Genomic DNA, 23472 nt, shown 5'->3' with positions numbered 1-23472 from the left:
TCATTGGCGTTTGTAGTCAATACCCTGTTTCTGTAATACCCCTACATGTTGTGCGACTATCCATTCATTGCGGCACCTTAATAAGCTCCGGATAATGCTCGGGACATCCCCGTTCATAACTCAATGAGGCCGCACGTGAGTCAGCAAGCGCTCGAAAACGTTTTTCAGGAATGGCAAAACAACGAAGCTCTGGCGGAGCAAATGATCCCACTAGTGGGGCAGCTCTATCGCCAGAACAACGTTGTGGCCACGATGTTCGGACGCTCTCTGATCAAGCGGTCGGTCATTCGTATCCTTAAAGATCACCGTTTTGTGCGCAAAATTGAAGGCACAGAGCTGTCGGTAGAAGATACGTACCCCATCGTAAAAGCGATGAGTGAGATGAACCTGGGGCCTGCTCACGTCGATGTGGGTAAGCTAGCAGTGAGCTTTAAGCGCCAGGGCGGTGGCGACCTTGATGCGTTTTTGCGCCATGAGCTAGGCGAGATCATCGATGGCTTTCAGCCGGGTGGCAACAAAGGCGAGCCTCAAGACGTCGTGCTGTATGGTTTTGGCCGTATTGGTCGCCTGCTGGCGCGCGTGATGGTCGAGAAGGCTGGCGGCGGAAACCTACTGCGTTTGCGTGCCATTGTGGTGCGCGGCCGTGGTGATGTGGCGAAAGACCTGGAGAAGCGTGCCAGTCTGCTGCGCCGCGATTCGGTTCATGGCCCGTTTGATGGCACCATCGCCGTGGATGCTGACGCGCGTACGTTGACCATTAACGGCAACGTGGTGCAGGTCATCTACGCCGACTCCCCCAGCGAAATTGATTACACCACCTACGATATTCACAACGCAGTGATTGTTGATAACACCGGTATTTGGCGTGATGAAGCGGGTCTGGGCCAGCACCTTGAGTGTAAAGGTGCAGCAAAAGCGCTGCTGACGGCGCCGGGTAAAGGTGACATCAAAAATATCGTATTCGGCATTAATCACGAAACGATTGGCGATAATGACCGCATCGTGTCGGCGGCTTCCTGTACGACGAACGCCATTGTGCCGGTGTTGAAAGTACTTAACGATGAGTACGGTGTGGCGACAGGGCACGTTGAGACCGTTCACTCCTATACCAACGACCAGAACCTGATTGATAACTATCATAAAGGTGATCGTCGTGGCCGTAGTGCGGCACTTAACATGGTACTGACCGAAACAGGCGCAGCTAAAGCGGTTGCTAAGGCGCTGCCGGAGTTAGAAGGCAAGCTGACTGGTAACGCCATTCGCGTACCGACCCCGAACGTATCTATGGCGATTTTGAACCTGACGCTGGATAAAGGTACCGATGCAGACGCGCTGAACGACTACCTGCGCCGTATGTCGATTGATTCTGCTTACCAAAAGCAAATCGATTTCGTTGACTCTGCAGAAGTGGTTTCTTCTGACTTCGTTGGTAATCGCCACGCGGGCATTGTTGATGCCAAAGCGACCATTGCTAACGGCAATCATGCAGTGGTCTACGTCTGGTACGACAATGAGTTTGGTTATAGCTGCCAGGTCATTCGTATTCTTCAGCATATGTCGAATGTGCAGTTTTTGAAGCTGCCACGTCAGGCGAGTTAATGAGTGCAGGTCCGTAGTGCGCTAAATTAGGGCATTACTTAAAACGTTGAATCAACGCCACCTTCGGGTGGCGTTTTTTGTACCAGAAACAAATGCACTACAAATGCATATAGCACTTTTGGAGGCCATCAGGGATGTGGTCATTGGCCGCGCTTATCTTTATAATGCGATAGATTTTTCGGGGTGGTTCAAGCTTGCTTGGGCCTGACTGGTAACAATCTGAACAGAAAATAAGAATTCACTGAGCAGAAAATAAGCATTCGAACCCCTTACCTTCGTATATCCGATCCATCAACTGGGCGAGACTATGATCGAAGTCAAAAAAGGCCTGGATCTCCCCATCACGGGAGCGCCCGAGCAGCGTATTGAAGATGCGCAGCCTGTGCGTCACGTGGCAATCCTGGGCACTGACTATGTTGGTATGAAACCAACAATGGAAGTTCAGGAAGGGGACAAGGTCAAGTTAGGCCAGCTTCTCTTCACCGACAAGAAAATTGATGGCGTGCGTTTTACCGCGCCTGCCGGTGGTGAAGTAGTCGCAATTAACCGTGGCGAAAAACGTCGTCTGCTGTCTGTGGTTATTAAAGTCGATGAAAATGAAGAAGCGATGACATTTGCTTCTCATGATCGTGGTGCTTTAGGACAGCTTGATCGTCAAGCCGTTGTCGACCAGCTTGTTGAGTCAGGACTTTGGACTGCCCTGCGCACCCGTCCTTTCTCACGCACACCAGCCATCGATAGCGTTCCTGCCGATATCTTTGTCACCGCTGTAGATACTCATCCGCTAAGCGCTGACCCTGCCTTTATCATCAATGAAAATGCCCAAGCATTTGAAGACGGCCTCAAGGTGCTAACCCGCCTGACCGAGGGCAACGTTTTTCTGTGCACGGGTGCAAACGCCTCAATTCCGGGTGGTGATGTCAGCGGTGTAAAAACCGAAAGCTTTGCTGGGCCGCATCCGGCTGGTTTGGTAGGCACACACATTCACTACCTCTCGCCCGTGGCGCTGCATAAGAAAGTGTGGCACATCGGTTATCAGGACGTGATTGCCTTCGGCAAGCTGTTTGTAGAAGGTAAGCTGGACACAAGCCGCATCGTAGCGGTAGGTGGCCCGCGTGCAGAAAAACCGCGCATTCTGCGTACCCGTGTGGGTGCCAGCACTCAAGAACTCTTAGCAGGTGAAGTCATCAAACCCGATGACACCCGCGTGATTTCCGGCTCGGTTTTCTCTGGCGCTGCCGCTGAAGGCAAACTGACTTATCTGGGTCGCTTCCACAACCAAATCAGTTTGCTGGAAGAGGGCAATAAGCGCACCTTTATGGGATGGTTATCTCTGGGTGCGAATCGCCACTCCGTTATGGGCATTTATCTTTCCAAATTTAAAGGCCTGAGTAACTACGCGCCGACTACTTCTACAAATGGCTCCGAGCGTGCCATGGTGCCGGTGGGTAACTACGAGCGCGTCATGCCGTTGGATATCATGCCAACGCAACTGCTGCGTTCGCTGATTGTGGGCGACATTGAGGTTGCCATGCAGCTCGGGTGTCTTGAGCTGGACGAAGAGGATCTGGCGCTGTGTACCTACGTTTGCCCCGGCAAATATGAGTACGGCCCCATCCTGCGTGACAATCTCACCATGATCGAGAAAGAGGCCTGATGATGGGTATTCGACAAACACTCGATAATCTCGAGCCGCACTTCCACAAAGGTGGTAAGTACGAAAAGTTCTATCCGCTCTATGAAGCGGTAGATACGATTTTCTACTCGCCCCCCAGCGTTGCAAAAACCACCGCTCACGTGCGTGATGGCGTCGACCTGAAACGCATCATGATCACGGTATGGATGTGTACCTTCCCGGCCATGTTCTTCGGTATGTGGAACGCAGGCTGGCAGGCGAACACTGCCATCGAAGCGGGTTATGCCTCCATGAACGGCTGGCGCGATGCCATCATGATGACCCTCGCGGGCGGTCATGATCCCAGCAGCCTGTGGGCTAACTTCGTTCTTGGCGCGACATACTTCCTGCCCATTTACCTCGTGACGTTCGTCGTGGGTGGTTTCTGGGAAGTGCTGTTCGCCATTAAGCGTGGTCACGAAGTCAACGAAGGTTTCTTCGTGACTTCCGTGCTGTTTGCGCTGATTCTGCCAGCCACTATTCCACTATGGCAGGTTGCACTCGGCATTACCTTCGGTGTCGTGATCGGTAAGGAGATCTTCGGCGGCACGGGTAAGAACTTCCTGAACCCTGCGCTGACGGGCCGCGCGTTCCTCTACTTTGCTTATCCGGCACAAATTTCTGGTGACGCAGTATGGGTAGCAGCCGACGGCTACACCGGTGCTACTGCGCTTTCTATGGCGTTCCAAGACGGTATGACTGCGCTGACCAACACCTATAGCTGGTGGGATGCCTTCCTAGGCTTTATCCCTGGCTCTGTTGGCGAAGTATCGACGCTGGCCATCCTGATCGGTGCTGCCGTACTGCTGTGGACCAAGATTGCCAACTGGCGCATCATGCTGGGTGTATTCCTGGGTATGGTGATTACCAGCACGCTGTTCAACCTGATCGGCTCCGAGACCAATGCTATGTTCGCGATGCCGTGGTATTGGCACCTCGTCATTGGTGGTTTTGCCTTTGGTATGGTGTTCATGGCGACCGACCCAGTGTCTGCCGCGATGACCAACCAAGGTCGCTTGGTGTTCGGTGCCCTGATCGGTGTGATGACGGTCTTGATCCGCGTAGTCAACCCGGCGTTCCCGGAAGGCATCATGCTGGCCATCCTGTTCGCCAACCTGTTTGCGCCGCTGATTGACCACTTCTTCGTCCAGGCCAATGTGAAGCGCCGTCTCAAGCGCACTGGTACACCGGCCGAGGAGACTGCCTAATGGCACAAGGTAACAACTCCATCAAGAAAGTCCTGATCGTAGCGTTCTCGCTGTGCATCGTGTGCTCGGTCATCGTTTCGACGGCGGCCGTAGCACTGCGCCCAGCGCAGCAGCTCAATCAGGAGCTGGACCGTAAAACCAACATCCTCAACGTGGCGCGTCTTTACGAGCCGGGTATGGATGTGGAAGAAGCGTTCAGCACCCAGATCACTGCGCGCGTCGTCGAACTCGAAACCGGTGACTATACCGATCAGTTCGATCCCGAGACCTTCGATGGTTTCGAAGCTGCACGCGATCCGGCCACTGGCCGCACGCTGTCTGGCGACCGTGACATCGCGGGACTCTCGCGCGTAGAAAAATTCGCGACTGTGTACCTAGTAGGCGATCCTGAGAATCCTGACCAGATCGTTCTGCCTATTCGTGGGCAGGGCCTGTGGGGCCGTATGATGGGATTCCTGTCGGTAGAGGGTGACGGCAATACCATCGTCAGTATCACCTACTACGACCACGCAGAAACACCGGGTCTAGGTGCTGAGGTAAACAACCCGCGCTGGCAAGCCCAGTGGGAAGGTAAAAAGATTTACAGCGAAGAGGGCGACCTCTCTCCTGAAATCCACCTGACCAAAGGCGGCGCGAGTAACGAGTACGAAGTCGATGCGCTTTCCGGTGCCACGCTGACCAGTAACGGCGTGACCAACATGCTGCAGTTCTGGCTCAGCGAAGAGGGCTTTGCTCCTTACCTGGCTAAATTCCGCAGCGGTACCGAGCCATCAGACGCCGAAGACACCGAGACTGACTTCGACGACGTTGAGGGGGCCTGATCATGGCGGATGTAAATGCAAAAGGCGTTTTAACGGCGCCTATTTTTAAGAACAACCCCATTGCGCTTCAGATTCTGGGGATCTGTTCTGCACTGGCGGTGACCACCAGCATGAGCGTGTCGCTGGTCATGTCGCTGGCGGTTATTTTCGTAACCTCTTTTTCGAACCTGTTCGTATCGTTGATTCGGAATCACATTCCGTCTTCGATTCGTATCATCGTTCAGATGACCATCATTGCCTCGTTGGTTATCGTGGTCGACCAGATCCTCAAAGCCTATGCTTACGAAATGTCCAAGCAGCTGTCGGTGTTCGTCGGTCTGATCATCACCAACTGTATCGTAATGGGCCGCGCGGAAGGTTTCGCGATGTCCAATACGCCGGGCATGTCGTTCCTGGATGGTATCGGTAATGGCCTGGGCTACAGTTTCGTCCTGATGGTGGTAGGTTTCTTCCGCGAACTGCTGGGTGCTGGCAGCGTGTTCGGCTTCACTGTACTGCCGACCATTCAGAATGGTGGCTGGTACGTGCCGAACGGTCTGCTGCTGCTGCCGCCGTCTGCTTTCTTCATCATTGGTCTGTTGATCTGGGTACTGCGCTCTGTCAACCCGGAGCAAGTCGAAGAGAACGAGTTTAAGATGAAGCACAACACCAAGCCGAAGGAGGCCGTGTAACATGGAACACTATCTAAGCCTTTTCGTCGCTTCGGTATTCGTCGAGAACATGGCACTTGCCTTCTTCCTGGGCATGTGTACGTTCCTCGCGGTATCCAAGAAGGTGTCTTCTGCCATCGGTCTCGGTATTGCGGTTATCGTCGTACTGGCGATCACTGTGCCGGTCAATAACCTGGTATTCACGTACCTGCTGCAAGAAGGCGCGCTGACCTGGACCGGCATTAGCGGTGCTGAAAACATCGACCTGTCATTCCTGGGTCTGCTCTCTTACATCGGTGTTATCGCGGCACTGGTACAGATCATGGAGATGTTCCTTGATAAGTACGTACCGTCGCTTTACAACGCGCTGGGCGTTTTCCTACCGCTGATCACCGTAAACTGCGCCATCCTGGGTGGCGTACTGTTCATGGTAGAGCGTAGCTATAACTTCGGTGAGGCCGTGGTATATGGCTTCGGCGCTGGTACCGGTTGGGCGCTAGCAATCGCTGCTCTGGCGGGTATTCGTGAAAAGCTGAAGTACAGCGACGTGCCGGGCGGTCTGCAGGGTCTTGGCATCACGTTTATCACCGTTGGCTTAATGTCACTGGGCTTTATGTCCTTCTCTGGCATTCAGCTTTAATCGGAGCCGGTTTTCTCGGCAGCCCAGGCTGCCGAGGTACAGAAAACCTTCAGCAATAGGAAACCGACATGGTTGATACATCTGTCATCTTGCTCGGTGTTGTCATGTTCACGGTCATCGTCATTAGTTTGACGGCGATCATTCTGGCAGCGCGCAGCAAGCTAGTGAGTAGCGGGGACGTGACCATTGAAGTCAACGGCGACCCTGAGCACACCCTGAAGACCCAGGCCGGCGGCAAGCTTTTGAACACCCTGGCGGCCAACGGTATTTTCCTCTCTTCCGCCTGTGGTGGCGGTGGCTCTTGTGCCCAGTGCAAATGCCGGGTAAAAGAGGGCGGCGGTTCTATCCTGCCCACCGAAGAGTCGCACTTCACCATGCGCGAGAAGAAAGAGGGCTGGCGACTCTCCTGCCAGGTTCCTGTGAAGCAGGATATGAAAATTGAAGTGCCGGAAGAAGTCTTCGGCGTGAAGAAGTGGGAAACCGAAGTAACGGCCAACCCCAATGTAGCGACCTTCATCAAAGAGCTGAACCTGAAGCTGCCTGAAGGTGAAGAAGTTGCCTTCCGCGCCGGTGGTTATGTCCAGCTGGTAGCACCGCCCTACGATATCAAGTTCTCCGATTTCGATATCGAAGAAGAGTACCGTGGCGACTGGGAAAAGTTTGGCCTGTTCGACATTTCCCATAAAAACAACGAGGAAGTCATCCGCGCCTACTCCATGGCGAACTATCCGGAAGAGAAAGGCCTCCTCAAGTTCAACATTCGTATCGCAACTCCGCCTCCTGGCAGCAGTCATCCGCCGGGCCTGATGTCCACCTACGTCTTCAACCTGAAGCCGGGTGACAAGGTAACGGTGATGGGGCCGTTTGGTGAGTTCTTCGCCAAAGACACCGACGCTGAAATGGTCTTCATCGGTGGTGGTGCCGGTATGGCCCCGATGCGTAGCCATATCTTTGACCAGCTTAAGCGTCTGAAATCGACGCGTAAGATTTCGTTCTGGTACGGCGCGCGCTCCTGGCGTGAGACCTTCTACAACGAAGAGTACGACCAGCTGGCGGAAGAGTTCCCGAACTTTGAGTGGCACTTGGCACTCTCCGATCCGCAGCCGGAAGATAACTGGGAAGGCCCGACGGGCTTCATCCACAATGTATTGTATGAAAACTACCTGAAGGACCATCCGGCGCCTGAAGATTGTGAGTACTATATGTGTGGGCCGCCCATGATGAACGCCTCTGTTATCAAGCTGCTGCTTGATATGGGCGTTGAGCCGGAAAACATCCTGCTGGATGACTTCGGCGGCTAATATCGCGTCAGCGAACGTTAGAAACGGGGCTAGCCTTTGGGCTAGCCCCGTTTGTTTTTGTTTACCGTTTTGTTGGCAGATGCGAAGTATCCGTGCTGAAAAACACCCAATGCCTGATCATTTTGCGGTGGCTGAGGTACAATGGGCGGTAGATTTTTAAGGCACTTATCGGCACAAGTATTGTCGGCAGGTGAGGTACCTAACGTAATGCTAGGAGGACAACATGGCAATTTGGCTACTGGTATTCGGGTTTATGGCGCTGATTATGGGCGCGATGGCCGTTGGCGTGCTGATGGGGCGTAAACCCATCGCAGGCTCATGCGGTGGGCTTAATCAAATCGGCATGAAGGATGGCTGCGATATCTGCGGCGGTAAAGACGAAGTATGCGAAGAAGAGAACCGCAAACGCGGTAGCGTACGGCGCCGTAGTGATGAAAGCCGTGGCGCCGACTTAGGTTACGATGCAACGCGCCGCTAACCGCTGATGCTACTACGCGTTAAATAACATCAAACGCTCGCTTAACCGCGGGCGTTTACGTATGCGCTAATGAATTGATGATGTCAGGGAACAAGGAGATCCAAACCGTATGGCGGTTCACAATTACGATGTCGTGGTGATCGGTACCGGCCCCGCCGGAGAAAGCGCTGCTATTAATGCTGCTAAGCACGGTATGCGGGTGGCGATAATTGAGAAGCAGGCTCAGGTAGGCGGTAACTGCACCCACTGGGGCACTATTCCTTCCAAAGCGCTGCGCCATCAGGTCAAGCAGATCATGGCGTTCAATACCAACCGAATGTTCCGCGATATCGGTGAGCCCCGTTGGTTCTCCTTCCCAAAAGTGATGGAGCGCTCGCGCGGTACCATCGACAAACAAGTCGAAATGCGTACGACATTCTACGCGCGTAATCGAATCGACCTCTTTCACGGCGTCGCGCGTTTCAAAGACGAACATACTGTCGTCGTTCGCGACCGCCAAGAGGGGATGGAAGAGTTAGTGGCCAAGAAAATTGTCATTGCCACCGGCTCGCGCCCCTATCGCCCAGCAGATATCAACTTCCGCCATCCGCGTATCTACTGCTCCGATACCATCCTGAGCCTGTCCCACACGCCGCGTACGCTGGTAATTTTCGGCGCGGGCGTTATCGGTTGTGAGTACGCTTCTATCTTCTCGGGGCTTGGCGTGAAGGTAGACCTGATCAACAACCGGGATAGCCTGTTGTCGTTCTTGGACGATGAGATCAGCGATGCGCTCTCTTATCACCTACGCAAGCACGGCGTGCTGATTCGTCATAACGAAGAGTACGAGAGTGTCGAGGGTGATGAAGCAGGCGTAGTGGTACGCCTGAAATCCGGTAAGAAAATCCGTGCCGATGCATTCCTATGGGCCAACGGCCGTACTGGTAACACCGACAGCTTGGGGCTGGAGAACATCGGCCTGGAAGCGAATGGCCGGGGCCAGCTCAGCGTGGATGAGCACTACCGCACCTCGATTCCGCATATTTATGCGGCGGGCGACGTCATAGGTTGGCCAAGCTTGGCCAGTGCCGCCTACGATCAGGGCCTAAACTCCTGTAACGAGCTGCTGGAAAAAGAGTACCGCTTTGTCAGCGATGTCCCGACTGGTATCTACACCATCCCGGAAATTAGCTCTTTTGGCCCCAACGAGCGTGAGTTGACTGAAGCCAAAGTGCCCTATGAAGTGGGCAAAGCGTTCTTTAAAGACACCGCTCGCGCCCAAATCACCGGCGACACGGTCGGTATGCTGAAGATCCTGTTCCACCAGGACACCCTGGAGATTCTCGGTATCCATTGCTTTGGCGACCAGGCGTCGGAGATCCTGCACATCGGCATGGCCATCATGCAGCAGGAGGGCAAGGCCAACACGCTCAAGTACTTCGTCAACACCACCTTCAATTACCCCACCATGGCAGAAGCCTATCGAGTGGCGGCTCAAAACGGTCTGAACCGGGTGTTCTAAGCGGTCAGGGCGGGCCTTCCTGCAAAGGTTGGCCCTGCCAGATCAGCTTCGGTGGGAGGCCGCTTTAGCGGACGAATGGCGCCGTCAGGCGCCCTGGCCAAGCCACCGTCGCGAGTTGAAGCTTCCTCTCACGGGTGCATTTCAGCACCGTCGCGAGTTGAAGCTTCCTCTCACGGGTGCATTTCAGCACCGTCGCGAGTTGAAGCTTCCTCTCACGGCTCTTCAGGGCGACGCTATAGCGTTTCCAAAAGCTGTCTAGCCCGGGGCTGCCATTCGCCTTCAAGGGAAGCGGCTTGGGTAAGCGATGCTCTGGCGTCTGCAAGGCGCGCTTGCTGGAATTGTAAAATGGCCAGATTGAGCCACGCAGCACCCATCTCCGGGTCGAGGCTCGTGGCCGTCTGGAAGGCGGCCAGGGCGGCTTCGGGCTGGCCATCGGCATACAGGGCATTGCCCAGCGCAAACTGCCCAGTAGGATTTTGCGGGAAGCGCTCACTAAATGCCTGCCAACTGCTCAGCGTTTTCTCTGATCCGTGCTGCTCTTCAAAGGCACTAATGGCCTCTAACGCATTGCGTGCCGTGACACCTTCGGGCAGCGTGCCCGGCTGGCTGACCACGAAGCCCCAGCGCTGGCTGCGCGCCCAGGTGGCATCGAAGCGGCTGAACGATAGGGTGTGCCGCTCGATTTCACCGCTGCGCAGAACAAGCGTTTCGTTCGGCAAATCAAAGCCAATGGCTACCGCGTAGTGCCACATGGGAAAAGCGGGCAGGGCAAGGTTCTGCATCACGACCACCGGGTTACCTGCTTCCAGGTGCGTGAGCAGAGCATCCATGGTACCTCGGATGGGAATTGCCAGCCGTTCGTAGCGGCGTACCGTGGCCAGCATTTCCGGCTGCACGCTGCCATCACGCCCAGGCAAGAATACCTGAGGAATCAGCTCGTCTAAGCTAGCCTCTACGCCTTCGTGATTAAGCACCATAGCTAAGGTAGCTGGGCCGCACTGGTATTCCGTTTGGGCGAAAAACGGCACCTCGGTAAGCTCGGTTTGCGGCGTCAGGCTTGCTTTGGTGCTTTCAAGCAGTACCGGGCTGCGGGCGCAGCCGGTTAGCAGTAGAAGCAGCAGGCTTAACAGTAAAACGCCCGCAGTGCGGGCGTTAACATAACGGTTCATCATCGCGGATGAATTAGCGTGTGAACGGGTAAACATCGGTTAGGCCGAGAATGTCCGTTACCAGCAGAATCACAAATACCGCAAACAGCGCGCCGATCACACCGGCACCGGCAGGCAGTTGCTCAAGCTGTTGCGCCATTTGCTGGGCTTCGGCATCGCTTAGGGCCGCGACACGCGCTTCAACGTCAGCAGGATTAACACCCTGCTTTAGCAGTTGATCTTGCACATCGGCACGGGCGAGGATTTCATTGATACGCTCGCGGTCCGCACCGGCACGGTCGCCTGCTAAAACAGACTGCGTTGATACCAGCTCCATACCTTGCGGGGCGGTAGGGGCCGCCACAACGGGCAGGCTGGCAAACACTAACGCAGCAATCAAAAGGGTCGAGAGGTAAGCACGCACTGTTTTCATCGTCTTCATCCTTAGACTTATCGGGGAGCAGGCCGTTAGTAGCCTGTTGAATAGTATAGAAACAAACAGCAGCGGTTTTAAGCCAAAAATGCAAAGTGCTAATTATTTGCACTAATGCGATAGGTCCAGGGCGTTTCGGCCAGGATGCCTTTCGCGCCTGCCATAGTCATCGCGAGGTCGTGCAGCCCCGGCCAAAGCGGCACGGCGGAAGCGCCTTTCACCGCTAAATCCAAGCGTTGAGCCATTAACAGCAGTTTGTGTAAACGCTTCATGGAAAGGCGGCTAATGGCTTTTTGATAGGACGGGCGACGCTTATCAAAAATCATCGGCTTTTGGGTTTTACAGGCGTGCTCAAAGCTCTGGCCCTGATCCAAATGCTGATGCAACGACAGCAGAGTACGCAGCTCGCGGGTCAGCGCCCACAGTACAATCGGCGCTTCTACACCTTCGCTTTTTAGGCCGTTCACAATCCGCGAGGCACGGCTGGGCTCACCCTTTAAGCAGGCATCCGCCAGATTGAAGACATCAAAGCGGGTGCTGTCTTCCACACCTTGGGCAATGTGCTCGACGTTGAGCCGGGTATTAGCCGGGTAGATCAACGCCAGCTTCTGTAGTTCCTGATCCGCCGCCAGCAGATTACCCTCGGTGCGCTCACCCAGCAGTCGCGCGGCTTCCAGGTCGATCTGCAGGCCGTGATGCGAGGCCCTATCCCGCAGCCAATAGCCAAGCCGTGAGGCATCGACTGGCCATACGGGAACAAAGATTCCCTGCTTATCTATCGCTTTGAACCAAGCGCTTTTTTGCTGTTTGGCATCGACCTTTCCCATGCTGATCAGCAGCAGGTCATCGCTGCCATCCATCATGTCTGCGTACTGCGCCAGCGCTTTGGTGCCTTCCTGCCCCAGCTTTTGATTGCCCAAACGCAGCTCTAACAGCTTGTTGGAGGCAAACAGCGAGAGGTTGCTCGCGGTTTCCAAGAGCCGCCCCCAGGCAAAGTTGGGCTCCACATCCAGCACTTCGCGCTCTTCGATGCCCGCTTGGCGGGCGGCGGCGCGCACCGCATCGCAGGCGTCACGATGTTGAAGCGGCTCATCGCCCGCCACAATTACCGCTTTGGGCAGTTTTTTGGCTAGGGCAGCGGGCAGTTGATCGGCAAATACCTTCACCGCAGCGCCTCAAGGTTGGCTAAGCGTTCCACAATACGCTGGGCAAGCTGCCGAGTCAGTGTCTGCTCGGCCTCTTGGAACAGCGTCTCGCGGTTCAGCAGGTCATCATCGCTGACGCGAATCCGCGTGCTGGTGGCCAGCGTTGCGTTATTCAGCGCGTAGGCATTGGTTTCCCGCTGCTGAACCGAGAGCGTAGTGCTCAGCGTTAGCTCGTGTTCGCGGCTGGCGCGGCCATCGGTGCCAATGCGCCGCTCCTGTAGCGAAGGCGTGCCTAGAGTGACGCGCCAGGGCGCGCCGCTTTCTACCTCGGTACCTAACTGCTGCAGACGCGTGCGAAGCTGCTGAGCGAGAGCGCTATTGTCATCGCCCTCTATCGAGAGTGCGGGCAGGCGCGGCATGGATTCCGTGCCGCGCAGGTGGAACCCGCAGCCGCTGAGCAGCACCGCCGCCGAGGCGGCGGTGCTAAGCGCGAGGAAACGACGGCGCGTTATGGGTTGGGCTGGCTTCATCCACTCACCACAATGTTAACCAGCTTGCCAGGCACGACGATCACTTTACGGACCGTTTTACCTTCCAAATGGCGCTGGACGTTTTCGTTCTCCATCGCCAGTTGCTCGATGGCGGCTTTGTCGGCGCTGGCCGGGGCTTCCAAGCGGGCGCGCAGTTTACCGTTCACCTGTACCACCAGCTCGATGCTGTCGCGGGTCAGGGCGGCTTCGTCAACTTTTGGCCACTGGGCTTCAATGGCGGGCTGCTCATGGCCTAACTGCTGCCACAGGGTGTGGCACAGGTGCGGGGTAATCGGGGCCAGTAGCAGGACGCAGGCTTCCAGCGCTTCACGGCTAACCGCGAGGCCCAGTTCGGACGTATCGTCAAACTTAGCGACCGCGTTAGAAAGCTCCATCACAGCGGCAATGGCGGTGTTGAAGGTGGTGCGGCGGCCAATGTCGTCGCTGGCTTTCTTGATGGTTTCGTGGGTCTTGCGGCGCAGCGCTTTCTGATCGTCGTCGAGTGCGTCGACGTTCAGCGTGCCCGGCGTGCCTGCTTCCAAGTGCTCGCTGACCTGACGCCAGATGCGCTTCAAGAAGCGGTGCGCGCCTTCAACGCCAGAGTCTGACCACTCAAGCGACTGCTCAGGCGGTGCGGCAAACATCATAAACAGGCGCACGGTGTCGGCACCGAACTTGTCGATCATCGACTGAGGATCGACGCCGTTGTTCTTCGACTTGGACATCTTCTCGATGCCGCCCATCTCCACCGGCTGGCCGTCGCTCATCAAAATGGCGCTCAGCGGGCGGCCTTTCTCGTCGCGCTTCACTTCCACATCGGCGGGGTTAAACCACTCTTTACCGCCGTTATCTTTAATGCGGTAGAAGGTTTCGGCGATCACCATGCCTTGGGTGAGCAGCTGCTGGAACGGCTCGTCGGAATCGACCATGCCGAAATCGCGCAGCAGCTTGTGGAAGAAGCGGGCGTAGAGTAGGTGCAGGATGGCGTGCTCGATACCGCCAATGTAAAGATCCACCGGCAGCCAGTAGTTAGCGCGCTCGTCCAGCATCGCCTCGTGGTTATCCGCACAGCAGAAGCGGGCGAAGTACCAGGAAGACTCCATGAAGGTGTCGAAGGTGTCGGTTTCACGCACCCAGCCATCACCCAGCTCGGAGAACTCCGGCATCTTCTTCAGCGGCGAGCCGGAGGCATCCACGGTGACTTCCATAGGCAGTGCGACGGGCAGCTCGTCATCGGAGAGCGGTACGGTCTGGCCTTCCGGGCCGTACTTCACCGGAATCGGCGCGCCCCAGTAACGCTGACGGGCAATACCCCAATCACGCAGGCGATAGTTGGTTTTCACTTCGCCACGGCCAAGCTCGGCCAGCTTAGCGGCAATGGCATCGAACGCGGCTTGGAATTCCAGGCCGTCGAACTCGCCGGAATTGATCAGCGTGCCGTGCTCGGTGTAAGCGCCTTCGGAGATGTCCGGCGTGTTGCCTTGCTCGTCGGCGACCACCGGCTTCAACTCAACGCCGTACTTGGTGGCAAACTCCCAGTCGCGCTGGTCGTGGGCGGGAACGGCCATCACCGCGCCGGTGCCGAACTCCATCAGTACGAAGTTAGCCACGAATACAGGAACTTCTTCACCGCTTAACGGGTGAATGGCTTTATGGCCCGTGGCCATGCCCAGCTTCTCTTTGGTGGCCATTTCCGCTTCAGAGGTGCCGCCTTTGGCGCACTCTTCACAGAACGCCGCGATCTCGCTGCTCTGCTCGGCGGCCTGTTTGGCCAGCGGGTGCCCAGGGGCGACGGCCACGTAGGTCACGCCCATCAGCGTATCGGGGCGGGTGGTGTACACCGCCAGTGGCTCGCAGGCGCTACCATCGGCGGCGTTGATATCGAAGCTCAGCTCGACGCCACGGGATTTGCCAATCCAGTTGCGCTGCATGGTCTTGACCTGCTCGGGCCACTCGACGTTATCCAAATCCGCCAGTAGTTCATCGGCGTAATCGGTGATCTTCAGGAACCACAGCGGGATCTCCTTGCGCTCCACCAGGGCGCCGGAGCGCCAGCCGCGGCCGTCGATCACCTGCTCGTTGGCCAGCACCGTCTGGTCCACCGGGTCCCAGTTCACCGTGGACATCTTCTTGTAGACCAGCCCTTTCTCCACCAGCTTGGTGAAGAACCACTGCTCCCAGCGGTAGTAGCTGGTGTCGCAGGTAGCGAATTCGCGGCTCCAGTCGTAGGCAAATCCCAGTGCCTTCAACTGGTTGCGCATGTAATCGATGTTTTGGTAAGTCCACTTGGCAGGCGGCACCTGATTTTGGATCGCGGCATTTTCCGCCGGCATCCCGAACGCGTCCCAGCCCATGGGCTGCATGACATTTTTACCCTGCATGCGCTGGAAACGTGAGACAACGTCGCCGATAGTGTAATTACGCACGTGGCCCATGTGCAGCTTGCCGCTGGGGTAGGGGAACATGGATAGGCAGTAGAACTTTTCGCGGTTGGCGTCCTCTACGGCTTTAAAGCACTGGTGCTTGTCCCAGTACTGTTGAGCGTCACGTTCGATCTCGCGGGGGCTGTATTGTGCGTCCATCGGTGTTTTCAATGCCTTGGGATAATTCGCCCCTGTTCAGGGCGCAAAGTGAATAGTAGATGACGACTGTCAGATAAGTAGCGTCGATTGTATCCTATGCGGGTGTATCCTTGAACGGCTAACCGATGATAGGCAGCACCTGTGGCAACAAAAGGAGAGGACCCATGGAAAAACACAATGATCACCGCCTTCGCGAAGGCTACGAGCGCCTATTGGAACGCATGCAGGATGGTGCCAACGAGCTCACCTGGGACAACCTGCAAAAGGATTTGGACGACGCCGTTGCCTTTGAAGCTGAGCTTGAGGAGTACACCAAAGACGAGCTGGCGCTGCTGCGTGCCTGGGTAGAGCGCGACCTGAAAGACATGCGCTACTACATGGCGGATACCGGCAAGCAGGTTGCCAGCTGGCTAGGAATCGACATCGACCAGCTTTCCCGCCGGGTCGCGGAATCGCTGCTTTCCATTGCCGACCGTAGCGTGGTAGACCGCGAACGTTTCGAGGATGACCTAGAAGCCGCCCGCGCCGACTACTGCGAAGGCGAAATCGCCGCCCCTGGCTTAATGGCCTGCACCCACTGCGATGCTCAGGTCATGTTTAACGAAGTCGCCCGGCTGGAACCCTGCCACCAGTGCGGCCACCGCTACTTCTACCGCTTTCCGAGCAAAATCGTCGAAACCTAAGTATCTAACCTAGCCAAACGCTCAAGCCTGCGATCGCGCCTAGCGAGAGCAGGCTCATCATCGCCGCATAAGGCAGATTATTTTTCATCATCTGATAACCGCTCACCCCGTAACGCCCCTGCAACGACAGGTTAATACCCGAAAGCGGCCCCACACTGGTGCCCACCGCCCAGGCGCTAAGCGCCACAAAGGCAAACAGGGTCTGCTCAGCGCTGCTCAGATTAAGCACCGACGCCAACACCGACACCCCAATAATCGGGTGCAGCCCCACCAGCGCACTAAGCGTAATAGCCGCAAAACTCACCATGGCCTGCCATGTACCAAAACGGGCAAACAGCGTCCACTCATCGCCTGCCGTCGCTGTTACCAGCGTTGAAAGCCCCAGCGTTAATAAGCCTGCCGCTAAAAACAGTGAAATTTCCCCGCGCATGGCGGGCAGGCGAGTAACGGTATGCTGACGCAGGCGCCGCAGGGTAAAACGCGGGCCTTCCCGCAGGTTGCTCAGCAGCGCTACCCCAGGCAGCAAAAAGGTAATAATGCTGACGATAGTAAGCGACGGCGTGATCCAAAAGTGCAACAGCATCACCAGCGCCGCCATGCCTGCAGGCATGAGCAGGCTGCGGGGCGAAAGCGAAAAGCCATCCACCTCGGTTAAATCAAACCGTCGCCGCAGTTCTAGCGTGGTTAATAGCCCCGAGAGCATGGCCATTGGAAAACCCACCACGGCAATCTGGGCATACTGCACCGAAGGCACCAACGCGATCACCAGCGCCATAGAGGCAAAGAAGGGCGACCACAACGCGGCGCTGCTAAGCCCTCGGTTCAGCGCCAATAACTGCGGCGTGGTTAACGGCGCACGGCGAGCCAAGCGGTCGCCCACCATAAACACCGTCGATAGATTCAAAATCGTGCCGAGAAAATGCACGCCCAGCCAGGTGCGCAGCACGCCGTCCGCCCCCGTTACCCGCTTACCCGGCGCACGCTTGTTGCCCTGGGTGCCAATCAGCGAGATAAAACTCACGCCTACCAGCATGGAAGCCACGAACACGTTCCCCTGCAGTATGGCAGGCCAGTTCACCGCCGCGCCATACACGGTTTGCGCCACCACCAGCATCACCACACCCAGGGCAATCAACACCCCCGCCTGAAGGCGCGAACGCTTGGGAATATCCCGCCACAGCAGCGCCACCGCCGCCCACAGCAGATAGCTCACCGCCTGCGCGGTCGGCACCCCGCCGGTAAAACCAATAATCTGTGCCAACAGCCCGAGCAGAATCAAAACTCCCGCCAAGTGCTGCCGCGTCGTTGTCTCTCGCATCTCAGTCCCTTTACTGGTTGAGTTAGCAGGCTAATCGGGTTTGCGTGAGAAGGCTAGTCGCAAGAGGTGATGGGAGACGAAGATAACAGAGGTGTGGGGTTGCCATAAGTGAGAGATGGCAGATTTGAGAGATGGCAATTGTGAGAGATGGAAGGTGTGGGGAAAGGGGGCGTGAGATATGAGGGGTATGGGAGGGCGCTTCAGCGCGCGATGATAAAGCCACCCAAACATAGACAAAGCCACCGATCCCGTAGCGCGGTGTAACGAACGAAGTGAGGCACCCGCGAAGCACTGCAACGAGTTTGGGGGTTGCATCAGACAGGGATAGCTATGTTGTTGCGTTTTAGGATGCTTTTATACCGTTACCTTGATTGATTTAAGTAAATTGGCTTGGCTATTTATTTAACAACAAGTGCTAACTGCTGCGCCTCTTTCCCGTACTCCGCTTCCCCGCCGCACTGTTACGGCTCCCCGTAGCTGTCTTACTGCCGGTACTTTTACGCCGTGTGTAGCTTTTCTTAGTGGCTCCACTGCGTTTGGCGGGGCCTCCAACTTCGCCTTGGGCGGTTTGTAAACTATGGCGCAGCTTGGCCGCGTCGCTTTGGCTTAGTAGGGCGCGTAAGTCTTCCAGCAGCGCGTGCTGGAAGGCGTTGGGGTCGTCTTGCTGTTCAGAGATCGCTCGCAGGCGTTGTTCCCAGAGGGCGGTGCGTTCCGGTGTACTGACGGCGCTGGGCAGGGCGGCGATCAGCGCGCAGCCGAGTTTGGTGGCGCGTAGGGCTTTTTGCTGGCGCACTAGGTAGCCGCGCTGCACCAGGGTTTCGATAATGCCTGCGCGGGTGGCTTCTGTGCCCAGGCCGTCGGTGTCGCGCAGAGTGCGGCGCACGTTGGGGTCGTCCACGTAGCGGCCAATATTCATCATTGCTTTGATTAAGCTGGCATCGGTGAATGGTTCTGGCGGCCGGGTCTCTTTTTCTTCCACGCCTGCGGCGAGTGCTTGGCAGGCTTCGCCTTGGGTGAGCGGCGGTAGCGGCGGGGTATCTTCGCGGGTGGTGAACAGTGGCTTCCAGCCGGGGTCGAGAATGCTTTGGCCGCGAGCGCGAAAGGCTTCATTCAGCAGGGTGAACTCGGCTTTCACTTCAAAAGTGCGCAGCGGGCGGTAGAACTGCGCCATGACGTTGCGCACGATTAGCCGAAACACATGGCCTTCGGTGGCGGAAAGCTGGCTGACATCGGCGGGCTTGCCGGTCGGTGCTAAGGCGTGGTGCGCGCCCACCTGCTTATCGTTCCAGGCTTTCGAGCGTAGGGTAAAGTCGGCCCCGTTGAGCCAACCTCGTAACGTGTCGTCATTCTGGCAAGCACCGGAGAGGCTGCGCTGGGCAAGCGCTAGGTGCTCTTCCGGAAGGTAGCGGCAGTCTGAGCGGGGGTAGGTGATCAGTTTGTGCTGCTCGTAAAGCCGCTGGCAAATATCCAGCACCATCTGCGCGGAAAGCCCAAAGCGGCGGGCGGCATCTACCTGCAAGGCAGAAAGCGAGTAGGGCAGCGGTGGCGCTTGGCGCTTCTCCTGTTGGTCTAATGTGGTGAGCGTGCCGCGTGCGCCGGGTAGCTGAGCGGCCAGGGCATCGGCGGGCGTGCGGTCAATCAGTCGCCCTTGCTCATCCAAAGGTTGATGCGCTTTGGGAGCCCACCAGGCACGCAGCTGGCCTTGCGCCACCTGTAAATCTACCCAAAGCGGGTAGAACGGATGGGGTTTGAAATCACGAATGCTGTTATCCCGCCGCACAATCAGCCCAAGTACCGGGGTTTGTACACGGCCTACCGAGAGGACGCCATCGTGCCCAGCTTGGCGGCCGGTGAGCGTCCAGGCGCGGGTGAGATTAATGCCATACAGCCAGTCAGCCCGTGAGCGTGCCTGGGCGGCCTGAAACAGCGGCTGAAACTGAGCATTCGGCCGCAGGCTGGCTAGCGCTCGGCTGACCGCTGGGCGGTTAAGGTCGCTAATCAATAGCCGCTGCACCGGGCCGCGGTACTTCAAATGCTCGATCACCTCTTGCACCAGCAGCTGGCCTTCGCGGTCTGGGTCGCCAGCGTGTACCACGCTGGTAGCTTGCTTGATCAGTTTACGAATCACTGCTAACTGGCCACGGGCTTTGGAGCGCGGCGCGAGCTGCCACGTGCCGGGCACGATGGGCAGCCGGTCGAGCCGCCACTGTTTATCGGCGGGGTTGTAGGCTTCCGGTGGAGCTTGCTCCAGCAGGTGGCCCAGGCACCAAGTCACCGTGGTATCGCCGCACACAATCGCGCCTTCCTGGCGCTTGCCGCCACCGGGCAGGGCGTCGGCAATGGCACGGGCGAGGCTGGGTTTCTCGGCGATAATCAAGCGCATACGGTAGGCCCTGGTAGCGGTCTTTGAAAGAGTGTCATGGTAGCAGAAGCCGATCAGTGGGTTGAACGTCGAGGCGTGAAAATTTATACAGGTACTTGAAAGGTGTCGTGTGTCATTTGTTTGTATAGTTTTTGTATAAAATTATCGGATTGAGTAAGCTGTCGCAAAGCACTGGGAGGCGGTTTTTATGCGCGAGCGCGGTAGAACACGACGTTTATTTGGGCTGGGTGCGCGTACGGGTGGTGCCCTGCTGAAAACGCGGTTAGGCGGCCAAGCGGATTGGGGGGCGCTGGGTGAGGCGCTGTTTGAAGGGCTTTCTGAATTAAAAGGCCCGGCCATGAAGCTGGCTCAAATTATGTCCCAGTGGGATGATCTGCTGCCGCCGGAACTGGCCAACGAGCTGGCCCGCCTGCAACGCCAGGCTGAACCGATGCCCTGGCCGAAAATTCGCGAGGCGCTAGTGCTGCAGTACGGTGACATCCAAACGCATTTCCGCGAGATTGAAGAGCGCCCCTTTGCCAGCGCTTCGATGGGTCAGGTGCACAAAGCGGTGACCCACGAAGGTGAAACCGTAGTACTTAAAGTGCAGTACCCAGGGCTTGCTGAGGTTTTAGAGAGCGACCTTAAACAAGTGAGGCGCATTATGGGGCTTGGCCGCTGGTTCAAGGTCCCGCAGGCACGGCTAGATGCGCTGTTTGAGGAGCTGGCAGCCGGGCTGCGTGACGAGCTGGACTACCACGCGGAGGCCCTGGCGCTGGCCCGTTACCGGGAGCGCTACCAAGATAACCCAGCGCTGGTGATCCCCGAGCCGCTGTTTGAGCTCTCCGGCCAACACGTATTGGCCATGCGTTTTGTAGACGGCACGCCGCTGCGGGATTTAGAGAGTGCGGATGACGCTACCCGTCAAAAAGTGGCTGTTGCACTGGCAGACTGGATTACCGAGGAGCTATTTACCTACCGTGAGCTGCACGCTGACCCCCACGCAGGCAACTTTGCCTGCGATGAGCAGGGCCGCTTAGTGATTTACGATTTGGGCGCAGTGATTCCCGTTCCCGAGGCGCGGCTAAAGGCCATGATGCAGCTATTGGATGCCACGCTTTCCCAAGACCCCATGGCCATGGATGACGCGCTGATGAAGATGGGCGGCCGCCAGGGCCAAGGCGCTCCGCTGGCGCTGTATCGCGAATCCGCTGAGTGTATTACCCCGCTGTTCGCCCCAGGCGAGCAGGATTTCAGCGACGTGCGCGTTCATCGCCGCCTGCGGGAGCTCACCCCCAAAGTGTGGGCCGCCATGGATCGTCTTCAGCCCCCGGCAGATACGCTGCTGCTCTCTCGGGCGCTCAACGGCCACTACTGGAACTTGGTACGCTTAAAGGCCCGTTTAGATATGCACGACCGAGCTCAGCCGCTGCTGGGCTGGGCGCGTACTGCTTAGCCAAGGCCCTGCCAAGCGATGACCGCTGCGGTAGCCCCGCCAGCCATGCTAGACTATTGCGCTTTTTAATCGGTTTTACAGATTTTATAGTCTTGAAGACAGTGGAGACGGCAATGCTGGCGGTATGGGTCGATCAACTGCTGGGATTTGCCTCTGGGGCACTCTCGGCAATCAGGCAGCAGGAACACTACCCCGATTTTATGACGTGGGTACGTGACAAAGGCGCGCAGGCGTTTAACGGCGATGTGGCCACCGCACAGGCGCTAGCGCCCATTTTATGGTCGCAAACTCCGCTAGAGCGGCTGGATTTTGCTAGCGAGCCCTTGGCAACACCTGGCCGCAACGAGCCGTGCTGGTGCGATTCCGGACGTAAATATAAGCAGTGTTGCTACCGCGTTAATTTCCCGACCGACATCCCTGAACAGATGATGTGGATGCTCTCGCTGCGCGAATGGAAGGGGGCCACGCTGAAGGCGGCGTTAGATAGCCAGCAGGCACCACCTCAAGCGCTGCTAGAAGCTGGGCTGATTGCCGCAGAGAGTGGTCAAACCGGCCGTTCCATGCAGATTCTTGAGTCGCTGTTTGATGGTAGCGACTGGTCGCGCCTGCCAGAGCAGGCTGAGCCAGCTTTTGAAATTCTGCTGGATATCTATCAAGAGCGCGGCTTTACCCGCAAGCGTGCCGACCTGTTGGACGACGTGATGGAGCGCGGGCCGCTGTTTTTACGCGGCGTGGCCCTTGAGAGGCTGTGCTTGATGCACCTGGATAACGATGATTTAGATAGCGCCCGCGCGGCGTTTGTCAAAGCTCAGCAGGCGCTGCCCGATTCGCCAACGCTGGCCTACATTGAAGCCATGCTGCTACTCCATGAAGGCCATGAGAAAGAGGCCAAAGAGCGCGCTAATTTCTGGTATCGCCGGTTGGTGCGCCAAGGGGATCTGGATGAAGATCAGCTCGAATTCCTGGCCGCTCTGGCAGATAACCCCGGCGCAACGCTGGCCGACCAGCTCTTGAGTGCTGAAGAAGATATGGCGACGCCGCTGGTCTCGCTTCAGGCGCTGCTAGCGGCGCTGCCCGTTGCTCCCAAGCTTTCCATTGAGCAGGATGCTGAGACTGGCCGCCTGCACTACACCACTACCGCCCGTGAAGAGACGCTGTTTGCCGCGTGGCACGAGCAGTTCCAGGTCATGGTAGATGAAGAGGTGGCGCTGGGCTTCCGTGACGACCCCTGGGTCAATGCGATTGATTGGATGTCGGCGCTGTGCGCCCACCCGGAGTGGCTGGATGCGCCGCAAGTGGTGCAAGACCTAACGCTGGCGCTGACCAGCCGCTTCGGCAGCCTACCGTGGATGGCACCCAGCCTGCTGGAACCGTTGGCGCTGCGCCTTTCACGCTGGCTGGAACAGGCCCGCGCCGCAGGCGACGGCAGCCTGTGTTGGGACGATGCCGATAATGTCATGCTGCTGCGCACCGGCTTGGCGCTGGTTGTCGGCATGGAGCGTGGCGCTCGCCAACACTCCCGGGAGCTAGCCGAAGAGCTGCTGGCGATTGACCAAGAAGATAGCCTGGGCTTGAAAGAGCTGGTGCTTGATCAACTGCTGCGCGATGACCGCAACGAAGAGGCGCTGGCGCTGACTGAAGAGCCGCAAAAAGATGACGGCTCGCTGGTGTTAGGGTTGCTGATGGGGCGCACGCTGGCGCTTTACCGGTTAGGGCAGCAGGAGGCCGCCGAAGCGGCACTGGCGGAGGTGGTTGCCCACAACCGCCACGCGCTAGAACTAATTTGCGCGGAGAACCCAAGGCCCTCCATGCCTCATCCTGATGGGCAGGTTGACCCTGGCTCCCGAGCGGAAGCGTGGCAGTACCGTACGCTGATGCGCGACCAGTGGCGCACCACGCCAGGGGCGCTGGATTGGTTAGCCAGCCACCGCTGAGCTATTCG

General features: G+C 57.2%; 19 protein-coding genes. 12 read left to right on the top strand and 7 right to left on the bottom strand.

Features of this window, described 5'->3' with window-relative positions; genetic code table 11:
• Positions 1-135 precede the first annotated feature (135 nt).
• The 9 genes from NH344_RS02460 to sthA all read left to right on the top strand — a co-directional run bounded on the left by NH344_RS02460 (position 136) and on the right by sthA (position 9873).
• Positions 136-1599 (top strand): glyceraldehyde-3-phosphate dehydrogenase, encoded by a 1464-nt coding sequence (locus NH344_RS02460; protein WP_044628069.1) that lies wholly within the window; start codon positions 136-138, stop codon positions 1597-1599.
• Between the two features lie 307 nt (positions 1600-1906).
• On the top strand, positions 1907-3256 hold the full coding sequence (locus NH344_RS02455) for a Na(+)-translocating NADH-quinone reductase subunit A (protein ID WP_074210682.1): 1350 nt from the start codon (positions 1907-1909) through the stop codon (positions 3254-3256).
• A complete protein-coding gene (locus NH344_RS02450; RefSeq protein WP_253027495.1) occupies positions 3256-4482 on the top strand; it encodes an NADH:ubiquinone reductase (Na(+)-transporting) subunit B in 1227 nt (408 codons plus the stop codon). Before NH344_RS02455 ends, NH344_RS02450 begins: the two co-directional genes overlap by 1 nt.
• The gene (locus NH344_RS02445; protein WP_044628066.1) at positions 4482-5303 is read left to right on the top strand and encodes a Na(+)-translocating NADH-quinone reductase subunit C; all 822 of its coding nucleotides are present in this window, start codon (positions 4482-4484) and stop codon (positions 5301-5303) included. The genes NH344_RS02450 and NH344_RS02445 overlap by 1 nt, the downstream gene beginning before the upstream one ends.
• A gap of 2 nt (positions 5304-5305) precedes the next feature.
• On the top strand, positions 5306-5974 hold the full coding sequence (locus NH344_RS02440) for an NADH:ubiquinone reductase (Na(+)-transporting) subunit D (protein WP_044628065.1): 669 nt from the start codon (positions 5306-5308) through the stop codon (positions 5972-5974).
• 1 nt (position 5975) lies between these two features.
• Positions 5976-6593, top strand: a complete 618-nt coding sequence (gene nqrE, locus NH344_RS02435) for an NADH:ubiquinone reductase (Na(+)-transporting) subunit E (protein WP_253027494.1) — start codon at positions 5976-5978, stop codon at positions 6591-6593.
• 68 nt (positions 6594-6661) lie between these two features.
• Positions 6662-7894 (top strand): NADH:ubiquinone reductase (Na(+)-transporting) subunit F, encoded by a 1233-nt coding sequence (gene nqrF, locus NH344_RS02430; protein WP_044628063.1) that lies wholly within the window; start codon positions 6662-6664, stop codon positions 7892-7894.
• Positions 7895-8117: 223 nt separating this feature from the next.
• Positions 8118-8372 (top strand): (Na+)-NQR maturation NqrM, encoded by a 255-nt coding sequence (gene nqrM, locus NH344_RS02425; protein WP_044628062.1) that lies wholly within the window; start codon positions 8118-8120, stop codon positions 8370-8372.
• A gap of 109 nt (positions 8373-8481) precedes the next feature.
• Positions 8482-9873, top strand: a complete 1392-nt coding sequence (gene sthA / locus NH344_RS02420) for a Si-specific NAD(P)(+) transhydrogenase (protein WP_058577788.1) — start codon at positions 8482-8484, stop codon at positions 9871-9873.
• Between the two features lie 233 nt (positions 9874-10106).
• Here the strand turns inward: sthA and NH344_RS02415 are convergent, their stop codons facing one another.
• The 5 genes from NH344_RS02415 to leuS all read right to left on the bottom strand — a co-directional run bounded on the left by NH344_RS02415 (position 10107) and on the right by leuS (position 15711).
• A complete protein-coding gene (locus tag NH344_RS02415; RefSeq protein ID WP_253027493.1) occupies positions 10107-11078 on the bottom strand; it encodes a PA2778 family cysteine peptidase in 972 nt (323 codons plus the stop codon).
• A complete protein-coding gene (locus NH344_RS02410; RefSeq protein WP_044628059.1) occupies positions 11056-11454 on the bottom strand; it encodes a PA2779 family protein in 399 nt (132 codons plus the stop codon). The genes NH344_RS02415 and NH344_RS02410 overlap by 23 nt, the downstream gene beginning before the upstream one ends.
• A gap of 98 nt (positions 11455-11552) precedes the next feature.
• Positions 11553-12620: a DNA polymerase III subunit delta gene (gene holA / locus NH344_RS02405; RefSeq protein ID WP_044628058.1), complete on the bottom strand. Its 1068-nt coding sequence runs from the start codon at positions 12618-12620 to the stop codon at positions 11553-11555.
• Positions 12617-13129 carry an LPS assembly lipoprotein LptE gene (lptE, locus tag NH344_RS02400; protein WP_230834235.1) on the bottom strand — a complete coding sequence of 171 codons (513 nt, stop codon included), beginning with the start codon at positions 13127-13129 and terminating at the stop codon, positions 12617-12619. The genes holA and lptE overlap by 4 nt, the downstream gene beginning before the upstream one ends.
• Positions 13126-15711, bottom strand: coding sequence for a leucine--tRNA ligase (leuS, locus tag NH344_RS02395; protein ID WP_058577786.1), 2586 nt, complete (start codon positions 15709-15711; stop codon positions 13126-13128). The genes lptE and leuS overlap by 4 nt, the downstream gene beginning before the upstream one ends.
• A 164-nt stretch (positions 15712-15875) precedes the next feature.
• On the opposite strand from leuS, the gene NH344_RS02390 reads away from it, so the two are divergent.
• Complete coding sequence (locus tag NH344_RS02390; RefSeq protein ID WP_058577785.1) at positions 15876-16394, top strand: zinc ribbon-containing protein; 519 nt, start codon at positions 15876-15878, stop codon at positions 16392-16394.
• Positions 16395-16398: 4 nt separating this feature from the next.
• Here NH344_RS02390 and NH344_RS02385 read toward each other — a convergent pair whose 3' ends face one another.
• Positions 16399-17712: a hypothetical protein gene (locus tag NH344_RS02385; protein WP_253027492.1), complete on the bottom strand. Its 1314-nt coding sequence runs from the start codon at positions 17710-17712 to the stop codon at positions 16399-16401.
• 415 nt (positions 17713-18127) lie between these two features.
• Positions 18128-20095, bottom strand: a complete 1968-nt coding sequence (locus NH344_RS02380) for a DNA topoisomerase III (RefSeq protein WP_253027491.1) — start codon at positions 20093-20095, stop codon at positions 18128-18130.
• 187 nt (positions 20096-20282) lie between these two features.
• On the opposite strand from NH344_RS02380, the gene NH344_RS02375 reads away from it, so the two are divergent.
• Together NH344_RS02375 and NH344_RS02370 are read left to right on the top strand one after the other, a co-directional pair.
• A complete protein-coding gene (locus NH344_RS02375) occupies positions 20283-21530 on the top strand; it encodes an AarF/ABC1/UbiB kinase family protein (RefSeq protein ID WP_253027490.1) in 1248 nt (415 codons plus the stop codon).
• Between the two features lie 113 nt (positions 21531-21643).
• Positions 21644-23464 carry an SEC-C domain-containing protein gene (locus NH344_RS02370; RefSeq protein ID WP_062374327.1) on the top strand — a complete coding sequence of 607 codons (1821 nt, stop codon included), beginning with the start codon at positions 21644-21646 and terminating at the stop codon, positions 23462-23464.
• Positions 23465-23472: the final 8 nt, after the last annotated feature.

This window comes from Halomonas sp. Ps84H-12, assembly GCF_024124725.1.
Lineage (GTDB): Bacteria > Pseudomonadota > Gammaproteobacteria > Pseudomonadales > Halomonadaceae > Vreelandella > Vreelandella aquamarina.
Note: the sequence above shows the minus strand (reverse complement) of the source record. Positions and strands in the feature narration are given on the sequence as shown.